Here is a 16,146-nt window from a genome sequence, read left to right as displayed (position 1 = left end):
ATACTTAATTGATTTGTGTAATAACTAAAGTTATATATGCGTATACTTCAAATTATAACGCTCTGTGAACTAGGTGGGGCGCAATCTGTTGTTGTTAATCTGGCTAATAGTCTGAGTAAAGACCACGAAGTCATTGTTGCAGCGGGAGAAGGGGATGGTAAGATGTGGAAAATGTTGAATACTAATGTGCAAAAAGTTTCTGTGAAACATTTGAAAAGATCTTTGTCACTAATTTCAGATGTGCAAACCGGGCTATCATTGATAAAATTGTATCGCGAATATAAGCCTGATATTATTCATCTTCATTCTTCTAAGATAGGTGTGTTAGGACGTCTGGTATTTCCTAAATCAAAGGTTGTATATACGGTACATGGGGTTGACTCAATACGTGTTGCCTATCGAAAATATTTGCCGATAGAACGTATGCTTCAAACACGTTGTAAAGCAATTGTTGGGGTTAGCTCTTATGATGTGCATTATTTGAAAGAGGAAAAAATAACTTATAATGTTTGCTTGGTATATAATGGTATTTTAAAACCTGTTATTTTAGAATCCAATCCCTTTAACTTTTGTAGTCAGTATAAACGCAAAATACTTTGTATTGCGCGTTTGTCACCTCAGACAAACCTAGAACTGTTTCTTAAAGTTGCATCTTTATTACCTCAATATGCTTTTATCTGGATCGGGAATCAGCACGAAGTTGTAGAAGAGAATCTACAGAATGTTTTCTTTATGGGTAATATTCCTAATGCCGGTGCATATACAAATTATGCAGATTTGTTTATATTGACTAGTAACTATGAGGGATTACCAATGGTAATATTGGAGGCTATGAGCTATGGTAAGCCTGTTGTTGCGTCAAATGTAGGGGGGATAAGTGAAATTGTGGTGAATGGGGAGAATGGTTATGTAGTAGAGAATGTGGCAGAAGCTTTTGTCGAAAAAATAAAATATATACTAGAGCATGACGAAGTAAATAAATCGTTTTCAGAAAAAGCTATTCAACGATTTAATGAGGATTTAACAGTTGAAAAGATGGTTGAGGGGTATATGGAGATATACAAACAATAATATATGTACAATTAATTGAATATTCTTTTTTGTTTTTTTAATCAATAATTATCATGGGGTATGATGACGAGTTCATTCGTGATGGAATGAATGGCTTTGAACGCAATGTTAAACGAGTGGGGGATTGTATCATTGCGGGGATTTTACTAATTATTTTTTCTCCGTTGTTTTTAATCTGTTACATCGTAGTGCATCGTGAAGATGGCGGTCCTGCTATCTTCAAACAGGAACGTATAGGACGTTTCGGCCGTCCGTTCTACATCTACAAATTTCGCAGTATGCGTTTGGATGCAGAATCTATGGGACCTCAGCTTTATGCTGGAGGAAAAGATAACCGATTGACCAAAGTGGGAAAGTTCTTGCGTGAACATCACTTGGATGAGTTACCGCAACTTTGGAACGTTTTTTGTGGTCAAATGGCATTTATTGGTCCTCGTCCGGAACGTAAGTTTTATATTGATCAAATAATGGAACGTGATCCTCGTTACCGGTTCTTGTATCAGATCCGTCCGGGAGTGACTTCGTATGCGACATTATATAACGGGTATACAGATACAATGGAGAAAATGTTACGTCGTCTACGATACGATCTATTTTATTTGCAACATCGTTCTTGGTGGTTTGATTTTAAAATTCTAGTGAGAACATTCATAAATATAGTTTTCGGAAAGAAATTTTAGAGATTCGAAATGTTGCGCTATTTTGTTGTGTATTAGTGATCTATTTTGTATCTTTATATCCTATAATCCAAATATAAAGATACAATGAACCAACCAGATTTTGTAGTGAAATGCTACAACAAACAAGAACTTGCCCAAATGTATTTTCCTGATATAAGTGTTCGTGCTTCTGTTGATAAGCTCCGTCGTTGGATGCGTCGTTGCCAACCTTTGATGGATGAGATATTGGCTACGGATTTTCATCCGAAAACGAAAGCCTTTTCTGTGCGGGAAGTACGTTTGATAGCTTATTATCTGGGGAAGCCGGGAGAATTCTGATTTAATCTTTTGTTGCGCGTGAGGAAATGGTATAATATCAGCGGTGCAATAAAGAAGAAGTGGTACCTATGATTACTCAAGAAGAACTAGATAACGAATGTATAACTTTGGAAGCATCTAAAAAGATTATCTTGGAAAAGGTACATAAGCATTTTCATAAGTTATGAGGGTTTTATAATAAAAAGGAGATAGAAGCTTTGATTATTGGGAGAAAATTTCTTTCTTTGTTATAAACTAATAATTGGTTATATGTTAAGTACTGTAGAATATTTGTCTTTACTTCGTGAGTATATGCGGGGGAATGCTGAAAAATATGGTATTTCTCGTATGGGAATATTTGGGTCCGTGGCTCGTGGTGAGCAGCATGAAGGAAGTGATATTGATGTTTGTGTTGAAATAGACAGGCCGTCTATATTTACTTTAGTCCATATAAAAGAAGAATTAGAGAAATTGCTAAGATGTTCAGTTGATGTTGTTCGTTTGCGTAATAACATGGACGAACTATTAAAGATGTGTATAAATAGGGATGGAATTTATGTGTAAAAATCAAATTATACAATCTTTGTTAAAGAAGATTCTGCAAACAGTAGAGAGGATTCTATCTAACTCAGGAAGTATCACTTCTCCTTCTATTTATTGACTCCTTCAGGCATGGAAAGATTGGAAAGTACATGTATGTTATTAATTGCAATAGGAGAAGGAGTAAAAGGAGTAGATAAGCTAACTGAAAAAACTTATTTGTTAGGTATCCGGAAGTTGATTGGAAAGGTGTTATGGGTATGAGGGATATAATTGCACACCACTATTTTGATTTAGATGCAGAAATTGTTTATGATGTGATAAAACATGATTTGCCTCAGTTGCGGAATGTATTACAGCAAATTATCAATGAATTTGGTGATTGAAGTGCGGAAATTGTGAAACCTATATTGTAAGTGATATATTAAAATCACGGGAGACAGCACTTTCGCCGTCTCCCGTAATTTTTAGGGATTATACACAAAATTATATCAGTGAATATTCTTTTCTCGCATCAAAGCAAGGACAAGCTTTATGAATATTAGCACTTAACTGATAATGTCCCAGAATTTGTGCCTCCGGATACTGATGTTTGAGGATAGTCAGTAGATCGATCAGTGCGAAGCGTTGTGGCTGCGTTCTCGTATCTACCGGACGGCCTTCTTTATCGAGTCCTCCTTCATAACAAATTCCAATACTATGCCGGTTGAATCCTCTCACATGAGCTCCCGGTTCCGAAAACGGACGGCACTGATGTACTTCTCCGTTACGGGTAATATAAAAATGATAACCGATATCTTTGAATCCTCTTTGCAGATGACATTCGCGAAGTTGCTCTACAGAGAAGGGGACATTGCAGCGCGTAGCGCTGCAATGAATCACCAACAACTTAATCTCACGTGGAAGATACTCATCTTTTGAATTTTCCATCTTCATCTATTTATAAACTTCCCATGCAAGAGGTAACACCCAGGGCAGAAATGATAGACGTGGCTATCGTTACGATAAACTGAAGAACATTTTTCCAAACTTGTTTTTTCATACACATACAATTTTACGTTTTAAATGAATCATTTGAATTTTAAATAATGAATCACCGATTTACTTGTTACAGGGTCGGATCAGGAGACTCTCCGTCATCAGGATCAGATCCACCGCCGTCAGGCAACGGTTCATCCTCTTTCGAATCGGACTTGTTGTCGCTCTTATACAAAGTGAAGTCCATCGCTTTACATAATTTCTGAAGATCACTTCCCGGATGAAATAGCACTTTGCCTTTCTCAATGCAATATGCCTTGAACTCTTTTTCCGTTGCTGTAGGAGTGCCGGTTTTGAGACTCATTCGGAAATTTCCCAGGTCACCCATCTGTACGATATTTCCTTCTTCCAATACATTGACAATCTCCAATAGAAACTCTCCAATACATCCTTCGAGTTCTCCCTTGGAGTAAGAGGAACGTTCGGTGATACGTTTGCAGACCTCCTTAACGGAAACTTTCTTTCCGCTGCGTGCCACTGCGTAATACTTGGGGGCTTCGTCCGGTTTCAACAGGTTCTTTCGAGCCATAATCACATAATTCTGAGCCATAACAATTAGAATTTTAAGTTTTGAAATTTTGAATCATTTTGTAACCGATTACATAGCAAAGATACGATATAGCGGAACCTGCATAAAGTACAATGACGTACACCGACGTACTGAAAAAAGATAAAAACATTGGGAAGTTTGTCTTCATTCTTCCCAATGTTTGAACTCAATCATTGAAAAGATTATTTCAAACTTCCCAATGTTTTTTTCAGTGTTTCAAAACGACAAAACGACAAAAACGACATATGACGTTATTTACCATTCAGCTTTCGATATGAACCATGGGATATTTTTGTGATTATCACCCCATTAAGTGATTTTAGTAACCTGTTTATTTTGCGAGAACTGAAGCCGTAATTTACGCCGGCTTTGATGGCGTCATCGGTAGTAAATGTATCAGAAAGTTCATTAATAAATCTTCTTGTTATGTTAGGATCTTTTAGTGGATGACCGCCTGATGAAGTCATAGATGAGAGTAAGAGGCGGCTATGTTCGTAACAACAAAGTACGATTTCTAATGAACGTTGAAAATCGATGTCGGTACAGTAGATTTCCGGTGAAAGATCATTGTTTTCGAACTGGCGGATACGGGTCTGTACCATACTGATACGCATTACTAAGACAGCATATCTTTTCACAACTGCTTGCAGATCGTCATTTCCTTCCAGCACTACTTCATTCAATAATCCGGAAAAGGTTTTGTTTAACTGATTCCATTGTGAACGCTTGAAGTGAAATAAGGCCGGATTGTTCAAACAAAAATTGAATAACTTGAATACCTGATGTGCTAACGGATGGAAGATTTCTTCCTGTGACACACTGTCGTCATCCATTGATTTCCAACTCGGATCAAGTCTGAATGTATAGAAACCGACCCGGCTTGTCAAGCCGTTTTCGTAACTTCCTAACAAGGCTTCCAACTGTCCGGGAGTTCCGGTTAGAAACATGGCAAGACTAGGATGTTTGATGATAATGGGAGTAATTCCATTCGCTTTGTAAGAAGATTCAATATTCTCGTGCTCATATGCTTTTCGAAGCATATCATTGAAATTACCGCAATCCAGATGGTTGGCAGTGGTAAGGGTTTCGGCTTCAGTATCGAAAATAATACCTCCCAGTCCCCCGTTATCTCTCATTTGTATTTGCATTCGCGTATAGCTGGTGGTTGCCGGGATAAACAACATTTTGAAGGCCGGTCTTTCTGGAGCATCGGGCATCTCTTCCTCACAATTCTCTTTTTTCATGCATCTCTTTTGCCATCGGATATGTTCCTTTTCGTATGCTTTCTGCTGATATTCACTTTGCGAGAGAATATATTGTTGGATTTCATCTAACAGATAACGTCCGGTCTGTGCCACGCTTTTTCCGCTTCCTGCCGGAGCGATGATGACGGTATAGAAATGAGGAGTGTATTTCTTATGATTGTAAATTCCGAAAGTTTGCGGCAGTGCGGCACTTATTGCTGTAAATACAGACAACATGGAAATATCATTTTCACGTTCTCCTTCGTCTTCAAGGATACATCCCTCCAGAAGATTGGGAAGATTTTCGTACACACTTTCCGGAAAACAAGGTGTGTTTTTCCGATATTCTTCGCCTTGCCAATATGCTTCGTCTGCTTCAAGTTCTCCTGCAAAAGCGTCATATGGCGTTTTTGTCGTTTTGTCGTTTTGAGGGGAATGGGAAAATGTGGAGTGTGAAGCTGTGCTGCTGTTGCTAACGGTTTGGTAACCAGAATGTAATACGGACTTTATCTCTTCGGCTGTGAAATCGGTCCCTTTGAAAAAAGCCATAATTCCGCGTAATACGGATTCTTGGGGATATTGTCTTTTTCCGGCTTCGCAAGCTAGTTTGAATAGGTTGCTATGTCGCTTTCCGGGGACTAGCGGATTTAAGAAAATGTAGGACGAAAGGAAAACTTTAACCTCTTCCTCGGAGATTTCCGGGACAGTCGATTCATTGGAAACGGGAAAGTGTCCGGTAGCGTTAATATTCCCTGTTTCCGGTAAATATTCCAGTTCGAACGGTTGATATAGGCTGGCAATATATCCGTTGGGGGAATAAGTGAAATAACACAGGCGACTTTCGTCTTTACAGGCGGGGTCGCTTTCCTGCTTGAGCAGTTGGTCGTAATAATGGCTCACTATTTGCTGTGCTTCTCGGTATCGTCCTTCGATGTCTTCAACGTACGCGAAGATTTTCACACCGTCCGTCGGGCTTTCAAGTGCGGCTATTGTGTGTGGATCTTCGGCACAGAGCCGGATTATTTCCAATCGGTTGGGCACATGATCGTAGTCAAGGCCGACAATATTGCTTGGTTGCAGGAAATTCTTAATGGCATGTGCTCCGTTGAATGTTCCGGCAGGTGTGAAACAGGGGAGTTTGATTTTCATTTGTTGTGCAGCTTCACGCTCTCCTTCTTGATGATAGCGTCTGATGGAATTAATGATGCTCGCATAGGTAGGTTTAATACACATAAAAATCGCTTCTTGGAAAGAGGTCACTCGAGGTTTTTTGGAATACACACTTTCGTAGACCGAAACTTTGATTTCTTCTAATGCTTTCATATGATACTGAAGTTTTTGATTATCTATCTCACTATCGGGATAGCCGGAGCAAAAGTAAGAAGTCTGTTTTTTAAGGCTGTACCATAAGTCGGTACAGATTGAATAAGCAAATATATAACAAACAATTATAAATATTTAACTGAAATGGGTGTAGTAAAAGGGAAACATGATTCTTATGAATTTCTGAATAATATCATGGTGAGTTTAATGAATGTGGATGCGTCACTTAGTTATCCTTATCTGGAAATGGAACTTCATATGTCCGCTCGTGATATAAGTGCGGTTAAGAACGGACACAATGTGTGCATTTATCAGTATGTACGTGTGATAAACTGTATCATGGACGAGATTCATTTGGTTATTTTGATGAAAGTGCTCCAGAAAGAATTGAAGATTGCATTGGAAACTCACAGTGATCTGGTGGTCGGTATCGTTCCTCATAAAAATAATGGGAACTGTCAGCCGGAAGAGTGGATGGTGGTTATGTGCTGGGAAGGAGTTAAAGTGTGAATAGAACCTATTTGCAATAACTCTTTTTAGGACCGGATTTATTTGATTTTCAATATTCTTTTCTATATTTGCTTTCCATTAGCAGGGAGATACGACTATTGAGAGGTAAGATATTGATACTATATATGCTATGTTTGTTCTCTTTTTTTGTAAAAGGAACAGCTGGTAATATTGTGAATCCGTCAATCGGGCAAGGAATTTCTGTAGATTCTATTGTTGAGTGCGTGATGGAGATGGTTCCTACTTATGAAACAATTGTCAGAGATTACAAAGCAAATCTTTATATAAAAGGTAAGATGGACATCAAGAAGAAGAATTTTATTCTTCGCTATGTACCTTCGATGTTTCGATTACAGAAAGGAGTTCGTGAATATTTACTGGAAACATATAGTGATCTTCATTACACTGCACCTAATATTTACGACCAAAAAGTAAAAGCCTCCCAAGGAACTGTAAGAGGGAATAGGGGATTACCCGGTTTGCTGGAATATTTTAATGTGAATATTTACTCGTCTTCTTTGCTCAATGATGAGCGTCTTTTATCACCTTTGGCCAAAAATGGACGTAAATATTATAGATACCGGATCGATAGTATTATGGGAGATCCTAGTAATTTTGATTATAGGATACGATTCATTCCTAAAACCAAAAGTGACCAGTTGGTTGGGGGGTATATGATTGTTAGCAGCAATAGTTGGAGTATACGGGAGATTCGTTTTTCCGGACGGTCGGAACTGCTTACCTTTACTTGTAACATTCAAATGGGAGAGGAGGGAGAGATAGATGAGTTTCTGCCTGTACGTTATGTATTGGATGCTCGTTTTAATTTTCTTGGTAATAAGATAGATGGAAACTATACAGCTTCGTTGGATTATAAATCCATTGAATTGAAAGAGAAAGAAACAGCTGTGAAGAAAAAAAAGAAGTATAATCTCTCGGAGTCTTTCTCTTTACGATGTGATACAAATGCCTATAAAACAGACGCCTCTACTTTTGCTGTGTTACGCCCGATTCCGTTAACAGATGGAGAAAAGCTGTTATATAAGGATTATATGATTAGAAAGGATACAGTTGCGAAACATAGTAAATCGAAAAGTCAGACATTCTGGGGAACAATGGGCGACTTGATGTTGGAAGATTACAAGTTTAATCTATCGAATATCGGAAGTGTACGTTTCTCGCCATTTATCAATCCCCTTTTATTCAGTTATAGCGGAAGTAATGGATTGTCATATCGGCAGGATTTCCGTTATAACCGTCTTTTTCGTGGTGATAAGTGGCTTCGTATCGTACCTAAACTGGGATATAATTTTACCCGCAAAGAGTTTTATTGGTCTTTGAATGCCGATTTTGAATATTTTCCTCAAAAACGAGGATTCTTTAGGTTGAATGTGGGGAATGGTAACCGTATTTATAGTAGTAAGGTGCTGGATGAATTGAAGGCTATGCCGGATAGCATTTTCAATTTCGATTTGATACATCTCGATTATTTTAAGGACTTATACTTTAATTTCCGCCATAGCATTGAAGTTGTAAACGGACTGGATGTAAGTGTTGGTTTCTCGGCACATAAAAGAACGGCAGTCCAACCTTCTCGTTTTGAAATGATTGGCAATTACCCGATGCCTCCACCCGAATTCATGAAACGGTTTAAGAATACTTATATAAGTTTCGCTCCTCGTTTTCGTTTGGAATGGACTCCTTGCCTGTATTATTATATGAATGGGAAACGTAAAATCAACCTTCATTCGAATTATCCGACTTTTTCTGCCGATTACGAGCGGGGAGTTAAAGGTGTATTCAAAAGTACGGGCGAGTATGAGAAAGTAGAATTTGATTTGCAACACCAAATCCGTTTGGGATTGATGAGAAACATCTATTATCGTTTCGGATTCGGAATGTTCACCAATCAGAATGAGTTGTATTTCGTAGACTTTGCCAACTTTTCCCGCCGGAATCTTCCGGTCGGTTGGAACGATGAAATCGGTGGAGTGTTTCAGCTACTCGATGGTCGTTGGTATAACTCTTCCCGTCGGTATGTTCGCGGACACTTTACTTACGAAGCCCCTTTCCTTGTATTAAAGCACCTGATGAAATACACCCGTTATGTGCAGAATGAACGTATCTATATCAGTGCACTTTCTATGCCCCATCTTCAGCCTTATCTGGAAGTTGGGTATGGCATTGGTACACATATATTTGATGTAGGGGTATTTGTCAGCAGTGAGAATTGGAAGTTTGACCAAATCGGATGCAAATTTACATTTGAGTTGTTCAACAGATAGTTTTATATGTTTTTAATGTACAATCATTATTTTTTTTCTATCGGTATTCTTTTGTCAATCAAGAAAATGTTGCTACCTTTGCAGCCGATTTATAGCAATATAGTGTCTTATTTAATTAAAGTATTAAACAATTTATTTATTAATGGAAAATTTGAAGAATGTAGCTCCTATTGATGACTTCAACTGGGAAGCTTATGAAAATGGCGAAACAGTAACCAATGTAAGCCATGAAGATCTTGAAAAAGCTTACGATGGTACGCTTAACAAAGTAAACGACCGTGAGGTTGTTGATGGAACCGTAATTGCAATGAACAAGCGTGAAGTAGTTGTGAATATCGGTTACAAATCAGACGGTATCATCCCATTGAATGAATTCCGTTACAATCCTGACTTGAAGATTGGTGATACTGTAGAAGTGTACATCGAAAACCAAGAAGACAAAAAAGGACAACTCGTTCTGTCACACAGAAAAGCTCGCGCCACTCGTTCTTGGGATCGCGTTAATGCTGCTCTGGAAAATGAAGAAATTATCAAGGGTTACATCAAGTGCCGCACTAAGGGTGGTATGATCGTAGATGTATTTGGAATCGAAGCATTCTTGCCGGGTTCTCAAATTGACGTTAAACCGATCCGCGACTATGATGTATTCGTTGGAAAAACGATGGAATTCAAAGTGGTTAAGATCAACCAGGAATTCAAAAACGTTGTTGTTTCTCACAAAGCTCTTATCGAAGCTGAATTGGAACAACAGAAGAAAGAAATTATCGGTAAACTTGAAAAAGGACAAGTTCTCGAAGGAACTGTTAAGAATATCACATCTTACGGTGTATTCATCGACTTGGGTGGCGTAGACGGTTTGATCCATATCACAGACCTTTCTTGGGGCCGCGTTAGCGATCCGAAAGAAGTGGTTGAACTGGATCAGAAACTTAACGTCGTTATCCTTGACTTCGATGACGAAAAGAAACGTATCGCTCTTGGTTTGAAACAACTGACTCCGCACCCATGGGATGCACTTGATACTGACTTGAAGGTTGGTGACAAAGTGAAAGGTAAAGTGGTTGTTATGGCTGACTACGGTGCATTTATCGAAATCGCTCCGGGCGTAGAAGGTTTGATCCACGTTTCTGAAATGTCTTGGTCACAACACTTGCGTTCTGCACAAGACTTTATGAAGGTGGGTGACGAAGTGGAAGCTGTTGTATTGACTTTGGACCGTGAAGAACGGAAAATGTCTTTGGGTATCAAACAACTGAAACAAGATCCATGGGAAACTATTGAAGAAAAATATCCTGTAAATTCTAAACATACTGCTAAAGTTCGCAACTTTACTAACTTCGGTGTATTCGTAGAAATCGAGGAAGGTGTTGATGGTTTGATCCACATCTCTGACTTGTCTTGGACTAAGAAAGTGAAACACCCGTCAGAATTTACTCAGATTGGTGCTGATATCGAAGTTCAAGTATTGGAAATCGACAAAGAAAACCGTCGTTTAAGCCTTGGTCACAAACAACTTGAAGAAAATCCATGGGATGTATTCGAAACAGTATTTACTGTAGGTTCAGTGCACGAAGGTACAATCATCGAAATGTTGGATAAAGGTGCTGTTGTAGCTCTTCCTTATGGTGTAGAAGGTTTCGCAACTCCGAAACATCTTGTAAAAGAAGACGGTACACAAGCACAGTTGGATGAGAAACTTGAGTTCAAAGTAATCGAGTTCAACAAGGACGCTAAGAGAATCATCTTGTCTCATAGCCGTATCTTCGAAGATGTTGCTAAGGCAGAAGAAAAAGCAGAAAAGAAAGCTACTGCTAAGAAAAATACTAAGAAAGAAGATGCTCCGATGATTCAGAACCAAGCTGCTTCGACTACACTTGGTGATATTGATGCTTTGGCTGCATTGAAAGAGCAGTTGGAAGGAAAGAAATAATTTTTAAAATTGTTTCAATATAATAGGAAGGGTACTCTGGTTTTCGGGGTACCCTTTTTCTGTGATTATTATTTTTTTGCTTCGTTAGTGGTGTTGTGAAGTTTAAATCACCTATATTTGCATAGGATGGAAAAATTCGAATTACATATACTTGGGTGTGGCTCCGCTTTGCCTACTACCCGCCACTTTGCAACATCGCAGGTTGTGAATCTGCGTGAAAAGCTTTTTATGATTGATTGTGGCGAGGGGGCGCAAATGCAGTTACGTAAATCCCGGTTAAAGTTCTCCCGATTGAACCATATTTTTATTTCTCATTTACATGGCGATCATTGTTTTGGGTTGCTAGGGCTCATTTCTACATTCGGGTTACTGGGACGTACGGCTGACTTACATATTCATTCTCCGAGAGGTTTGGAAGAATTATTTGCTCCAATGCTGGACTTCTTTTGCAAGAAGCTGACGTATCAGGTTTTTTTTCATGAGTTTGAAACTCACGAACCTGTTTTGATATATGAGGACCGTTCGGCTACAGTGACTACTATTCCATTGAGGCATCGCATTCCTTGTTGCGGTTTTCTGTTCGAAGAAAAGCCACGTCCCAATCATATTATCAGAGAAATGATTGATTTCTATCAGGTCCCTGTCTATGAGTTGAACCGGATTAAGAATGGAGCAGACTATGTGACCCCTGAAGGTGAGATTGTTGCCAATTCGCGTCTGACACGTCCCGCATCACCGGTACGAAAGTATGCTTATTGTTCTGATACTTGCTATCGCGAAGAGATAATAGAGCAGATAAAAGGAGTAGACTTGTTATTTCATGAAGCTACTTTTGCTCAAAATGAAGCAGCGCGAGCCAAAGAGACTTTTCACTCGACAGCTGCACAAGCAGCAGAGATAGCTCGGGCAGCAGAAGTCAAGCAATTAGTAATCGGACATTTTTCGGCACGTTATGAAAATGAACAGATATTATTAGAAGAAGCATCAGGGATTTTTCCGGTGACAGTCTTAGCGAAAGAAAACCTTTGTATCTCTGTTGGAAACAACGAATAACCAGAACTGAAACCATAAACAAAAATACAGAATACGAGAAATTATGACCCCTTATAACGAACGCGAAGTGCTGGAGCTTCTTCAGGAGGAGAGTACGCAGCGGAAAGGATTTGAAATGATCGTGTCAGAATACAGTGAGCAACTGTATTGGCAGATACGTAGGATGGTGTTGTCGCATGAAGATGCGAACGACCTCCTTCAAAATACTTTTATTAAGGCATGGACGAACATTGATTATTTTCGTGCCGAGGCTAAACTCTCTACCTGGCTTTATCGCATTGCACTGAATGAGTGTCTTACTTTTCTTAATAAACAACGTGCCAATACGGTCGCTATTGATGATCCCGAAGCTATTGGTGTGCAAAATCTTGAAAGTGATTCTTACTTTTCCGGTGACCGGATACAACTACTATTACAGAAGGCGTTGATGGCTTTGCCGGAGAAACAGCGGATGGTGTTTAATTTGAAATACTATCAGGAGATGAAGTATGAAGATATGTCTGAGATTTTTGGTACCTCAGTCGGGGCGTTGAAAGCTTCTTATCACCACGCAGTGAAGAAAATAGAAAAGTTTTTCGAAGAGATCGATTAAACCTTTTAGGTTGCATTATGTCTAACAAAAAGAGAGGAGAAAAACGTATGAAAGAAGAAGATATCCTATTGAAGAAGATTGGAAAGGAGCATTCCTTCAAAGTTCCTGAAGGATACTTTGAAAATTTGACTTCCGAGGTAATGGATAAACTTCCCGAAAAAGAGAAAGTTGCTTTTAAGGAAGAGCCTGTTAGCACATGGACAAGGCTAAAACCGTTAGTATATATGGCAGCTATGTTTGTAGGAGCTGCTTTGATTATCCGGGTAGCATCATCAGATCATAAGCCTGTGAATAATGATGTTGTAGCACCGGAACCAGAAACAGAAGTTGTGTCCGATCAGATGATTGATTTTGCAGTAGAAGGTGCCATGTTGGATGACTATTCATTATATGTTTATCTGAGTGACGCAAGTGTAGAATGATTAATTAAAAGTTTGAGAATTTAAAATGAAGAAATTAATTGCTTTAGTCGTTTTATTATGTGGTTTCGTTCCCTTTCTTTTGGCAGCCGACGGATGTGAGCAGCATTTGACTCCTGATGAATTTAGGGCAAAGCAAAAAGCATTTATTATAGAACAAGCAGGATTGACAAAAGAGGAGGCAACGAAGTTTTTCCCGATCTATTTTGAACTTCAGGATAAAAAGAAGAAGTTGAATGATGATTCTTGGACTTTGATGCGTAAGGGAAAAGAAGATAATGCTACTGAAGCTCAATATGAAGAAATTATCGGGAAGATATGTGATAATCGAATTGAAGCCGATCGTTTGGATAAAACTTATCTGGATAAGTTTAAAAAGATTCTAACTTGGAAGAAGATATTCCTTGTGCAACGTGCGGAAACTCGTTTTCACAGAGAAATGCTGAAAGCAATGAATCGCGGAGGAAATGATCCGAAGAGAGGTCGATAAATTATTATATTAGCATATGGGTAACGCGTATTTTGATCTGGGGATTAAAATACGCGTTTTGCTCAACTTATAATCCTTTATTCTTTGCTTCATTCCAAATGGCATCCATCTCTTCAAGTGACATATCCTTGAGATTTCTTCCTTCTTTAATGGTATGTTCTTCCAGATAATTAAAGCGGCGTATGAATTTTTGGTTTGTAAGTTCCAACGCATTATCGGGATTGATTTTGTATAAGCGTGCTGCATTGATTAAGCTGAACATCACATCTCCAAATTCAGCTTCCGCCTTCTCTTTATCCATATTGGCAACTTCTTCCTGAAATTCACCGATTTCCTCTTTTACCTTCTCCCAGACTTGTTCCCGTTCTTCCCAGTCGAAACCTACATTGCGTGCTTTATCCTGAATACGGTATGCTTTGATGAGTGAAGGAAGTGCGGCAGGGACTCCGCTTAATACACTCTTATTACCATCTTTTTCTTTCAGTTTCAGTTGCTCCCAATTTTCGGATACTTGTCCGGCTGTTTCTGCTTTTACTTCTCCAAATACGTGTGGGTGACGGAAAATCAATTTATCACAGAGTCTGTCGCATACATCTTTGATATCGAAATCTCCTGTCTCTGAACCTATTTTGGCATAGAAAGCAACATGCAGGAGTACATCACCCAACTCTTTGCAAATATCTTGCTTATCATTTTTCATTATTGCATCGCAAAGTTCATAAGTTTCTTCTATGGTGTTAGGGCGTAGACTTTCATTGGTTTGTTTACGATCCCAGGGACATTTTACACGTAATTCATCGAGAATATCCAGGAAGCGTCCGAAGGCTTCCATCTGTTCTTGTCTGGTATGTGACATGTTGTTTCTATTTTATTTTATGATTAATTTTTCTGTTCAATCTTTTTCTCTTTATCTTTTAGTGATTCTTGATAAGAAATCAGTAATCCTACTACTTCGGAATAATTCTGTCTTCCGCTTCCAATCTTATTTCCTTTGAGGTAGAGATCGTAAATCCAGTTTTGGATGTCCCCGATAATGGGACTGTATTTAGCTGCCCAATAGGCTTGGGTTTGCTTGGCTAATTCAATAATTTCCGGTCGGATACGCTTGAAAAGTTTAGTGTATTCTTCTTCTGAAAGTAATCTTCGGGCATTGCTTAATACATGGGCGAGTACTGAAAAATAACCGGAGAAACGAATCCCTGTAGCCTGTGCACGGGTACAAACCTGATAAGCATAGAAATTAGCTTCCGCTTCGCTAGTTATACCGAGTAAATGAGCTAATTCATGAGCATAAGTGGCAGGATAATTGATTGGAAGTAGATCGCCGTTTAAAGTAAATTCACAGAAGAAAGGTCCCATGCTGCCGGTTACACCTACCATTGAAATGAATGGAGTAAACAGCATTGTTTTTACTTTGGGATTAGCGTGCGGTGGACGGTGAACGCCAAGGCTGTCACTAAGCTGATTGTATAACCGTACACTTTCTTTACGAATTAAATCTTCGCTAATGTTATTTAAAGGAGTATATGAACGGTTTAGTTGTGTGATGTATTCGTCTACAAAAGTCCGGAATTTTTCCGGATTATATGCCGTATATGGAATTCCGGTTCGTTGGTAAAAGTTCTTTTGTGAGTAGTTAAGTCCCCAAGCCAGGTAGAACCATACATAAATCCATAACAGATATTCTATGTCGTTTAACAAGATTTTCTTCCAGGATAATTTCTTTCGAATCTTGGCATATATAGGATATACTATGACACCTACAATGCTGAGAAAAATAAACAGATCGCCTATTGCAAAAGGAAAGATGTTAGAAAACGCTGATAAAACATAAGAAATGCCTGGGTAGACTTTCTGGGAATAGATGGTTGCCAGAGCAGGAATCCATTGTATCATCCATACCAGAAGTAGTAACACTCCTAAAATGATATATCTAATTTTTAACCTCCGTTTCATCGTTTATTCAGATTTGAAGTAACAAAAATAGGCAATTAATAAATGTAACGCGGAAAAATACCTCTATATTTGCAAAAAAACTGTTAATACTAACCTGATGCTCCAATATCAACCTGATTAAACATGGCTACAACAGAAGAGAATCACCCTAAGTGTGGGCAGATTTAA

Annotated in this window: 19 protein-coding genes; 13 read left to right on the top strand and 6 right to left on the bottom strand. The window is 38.7% G+C overall.

The annotated features are described in order from the left end of the window. Positions 1 to 36: 36 nt before the first annotated feature. The 6 genes from JCM17102_RS11815 (at position 37) to JCM17102_RS31680 (ending at position 2,974) form a co-directional block, all read left to right on the top strand. Positions 37 to 1,071 (top strand): glycosyltransferase, encoded by a 1,035-nt coding sequence (locus tag JCM17102_RS11815; protein WP_025075274.1) that lies wholly within the window; start codon positions 37 to 39, stop codon positions 1,069 to 1,071. Positions 1,072 to 1,124: 53 nt separating this feature from the next. Next, positions 1,125 to 1,751 carry a sugar transferase gene (locus JCM17102_RS11810; RefSeq protein ID WP_025075273.1) on the top strand — a complete coding sequence of 209 codons (627 nt, stop codon included), beginning with the start codon at positions 1,125 to 1,127 and terminating at the stop codon, positions 1,749 to 1,751. A gap of 84 nt (positions 1,752 to 1,835) precedes the next feature. Further along, positions 1,836 to 2,069, top strand: a complete 234-nt coding sequence (locus JCM17102_RS11805) for a DUF4248 domain-containing protein (RefSeq protein WP_025075272.1) — start codon at positions 1,836 to 1,838, stop codon at positions 2,067 to 2,069. Positions 2,070 to 2,318: 249 nt separating this feature from the next. Then, positions 2,319 to 2,612, top strand: a complete 294-nt coding sequence (locus tag JCM17102_RS11800; RefSeq protein WP_025075271.1) for a nucleotidyltransferase family protein — start codon at positions 2,319 to 2,321, stop codon at positions 2,610 to 2,612. Positions 2,613 to 2,720: 108 nt separating this feature from the next. After that, positions 2,721 to 2,852: a hypothetical protein gene (locus JCM17102_RS31685; RefSeq protein ID WP_262481107.1), complete on the top strand. Its 132-nt coding sequence runs from the start codon at positions 2,721 to 2,723 to the stop codon at positions 2,850 to 2,852. Beyond that, positions 2,849 to 2,974 carry a HepT-like ribonuclease domain-containing protein gene (locus JCM17102_RS31680; RefSeq protein WP_245798521.1) on the top strand — a complete coding sequence of 42 codons (126 nt, stop codon included), beginning with the start codon at positions 2,849 to 2,851 and terminating at the stop codon, positions 2,972 to 2,974. Before JCM17102_RS31685 ends, JCM17102_RS31680 begins: the two co-directional genes overlap by 4 nt. Positions 2,975 to 3,074: 100 nt before the next feature. Here the strand turns inward: JCM17102_RS31680 and JCM17102_RS11785 are convergent, their stop codons facing one another. The 4 genes from JCM17102_RS11785 to JCM17102_RS11775 all read right to left on the bottom strand — a co-directional run bounded on the left by JCM17102_RS11785 (position 3,075) and on the right by JCM17102_RS11775 (position 6,743). Continuing rightward, entirely contained in the window at positions 3,075 to 3,518 is a 444-nt protein-coding gene (locus tag JCM17102_RS11785) for an N-acetylmuramoyl-L-alanine amidase (RefSeq protein ID WP_025075270.1), read from the bottom strand. Positions 3,519 to 3,528: 10 nt separating this feature from the next. Continuing rightward, on the bottom strand, positions 3,529 to 3,630 hold the full coding sequence (locus JCM17102_RS30680; RefSeq protein WP_159106330.1) for a smalltalk protein: 102 nt from the start codon (positions 3,628 to 3,630) through the stop codon (positions 3,529 to 3,531). Between the two features lie 66 nt (positions 3,631 to 3,696). Beyond that, positions 3,697 to 4,176: an HU family DNA-binding protein gene (locus tag JCM17102_RS11780; RefSeq protein ID WP_025075269.1), complete on the bottom strand. Its 480-nt coding sequence runs from the start codon at positions 4,174 to 4,176 to the stop codon at positions 3,697 to 3,699. 251 nt (positions 4,177 to 4,427) lie between these two features. Then, on the bottom strand, positions 4,428 to 6,743 hold the full coding sequence (locus JCM17102_RS11775; RefSeq protein ID WP_025075268.1) for a DUF3987 domain-containing protein: 2,316 nt from the start codon (positions 6,741 to 6,743) through the stop codon (positions 4,428 to 4,430). A gap of 144 nt (positions 6,744 to 6,887) precedes the next feature. Between JCM17102_RS11775 and JCM17102_RS11770 the strand changes: the two genes are divergently transcribed. The 7 genes from JCM17102_RS11770 (at position 6,888) to JCM17102_RS11740 (ending at position 14,022) form a co-directional block, all read left to right on the top strand. After that, entirely contained in the window at positions 6,888 to 7,253 is a 366-nt protein-coding gene (locus JCM17102_RS11770) for a hypothetical protein (RefSeq protein WP_025075267.1), read from the top strand. 125 nt (positions 7,254 to 7,378) lie between these two features. Continuing rightward, the gene (locus JCM17102_RS11765; RefSeq protein WP_033886783.1) at positions 7,379 to 9,538 is read left to right on the top strand and encodes a DUF5686 family protein; all 2,160 of its coding nucleotides are present in this window, start codon (positions 7,379 to 7,381) and stop codon (positions 9,536 to 9,538) included. Between the two features lie 142 nt (positions 9,539 to 9,680). After that, on the top strand, positions 9,681 to 11,468 hold the full coding sequence (gene rpsA, locus JCM17102_RS11760; protein ID WP_025075265.1) for a 30S ribosomal protein S1: 1,788 nt from the start codon (positions 9,681 to 9,683) through the stop codon (positions 11,466 to 11,468). A 126-nt stretch (positions 11,469 to 11,594) separates the two neighbouring features. Beyond that, positions 11,595 to 12,521, top strand: a complete 927-nt coding sequence (locus tag JCM17102_RS11755; protein WP_025075264.1) for a ribonuclease Z — start codon at positions 11,595 to 11,597, stop codon at positions 12,519 to 12,521. 43 nt (positions 12,522 to 12,564) lie between these two features. Continuing rightward, positions 12,565 to 13,113: an RNA polymerase sigma factor gene (locus tag JCM17102_RS11750; RefSeq protein ID WP_025075263.1), complete on the top strand. Its 549-nt coding sequence runs from the start codon at positions 12,565 to 12,567 to the stop codon at positions 13,111 to 13,113. Between the two features lie 47 nt (positions 13,114 to 13,160). Continuing rightward, a complete protein-coding gene (locus JCM17102_RS11745) occupies positions 13,161 to 13,535 on the top strand; it encodes a hypothetical protein (protein WP_025075262.1) in 375 nt (124 codons plus the stop codon). Positions 13,536 to 13,560: 25 nt separating this feature from the next. Further along, entirely contained in the window at positions 13,561 to 14,022 is a 462-nt protein-coding gene (locus JCM17102_RS11740; protein ID WP_025075261.1) for a hypothetical protein, read from the top strand. A gap of 67 nt (positions 14,023 to 14,089) precedes the next feature. Here the strand turns inward: JCM17102_RS11740 and mazG are convergent, their stop codons facing one another. Continuing rightward, on the bottom strand, positions 14,090 to 14,878 hold the full coding sequence (mazG, locus tag JCM17102_RS11735; protein WP_025075260.1) for a nucleoside triphosphate pyrophosphohydrolase: 789 nt from the start codon (positions 14,876 to 14,878) through the stop codon (positions 14,090 to 14,092). Positions 14,879 to 14,901: 23 nt separating this feature from the next. Then, positions 14,902 to 15,978: a DUF3810 domain-containing protein gene (locus JCM17102_RS11730; RefSeq protein ID WP_025075259.1), complete on the bottom strand. Its 1,077-nt coding sequence runs from the start codon at positions 15,976 to 15,978 to the stop codon at positions 14,902 to 14,904. Positions 15,979 to 16,146: the final 168 nt, after the last annotated feature.

The organism is Bacteroides faecichinchillae JCM 17102 (assembly GCF_000614145.1).
In the GTDB taxonomy this organism is placed as follows: domain Bacteria; phylum Bacteroidota; class Bacteroidia; order Bacteroidales; family Bacteroidaceae; genus Bacteroides; species Bacteroides faecichinchillae.
Note: the sequence above shows the minus strand (reverse complement) of the source record. Positions and strands in the feature narration are given on the sequence as shown.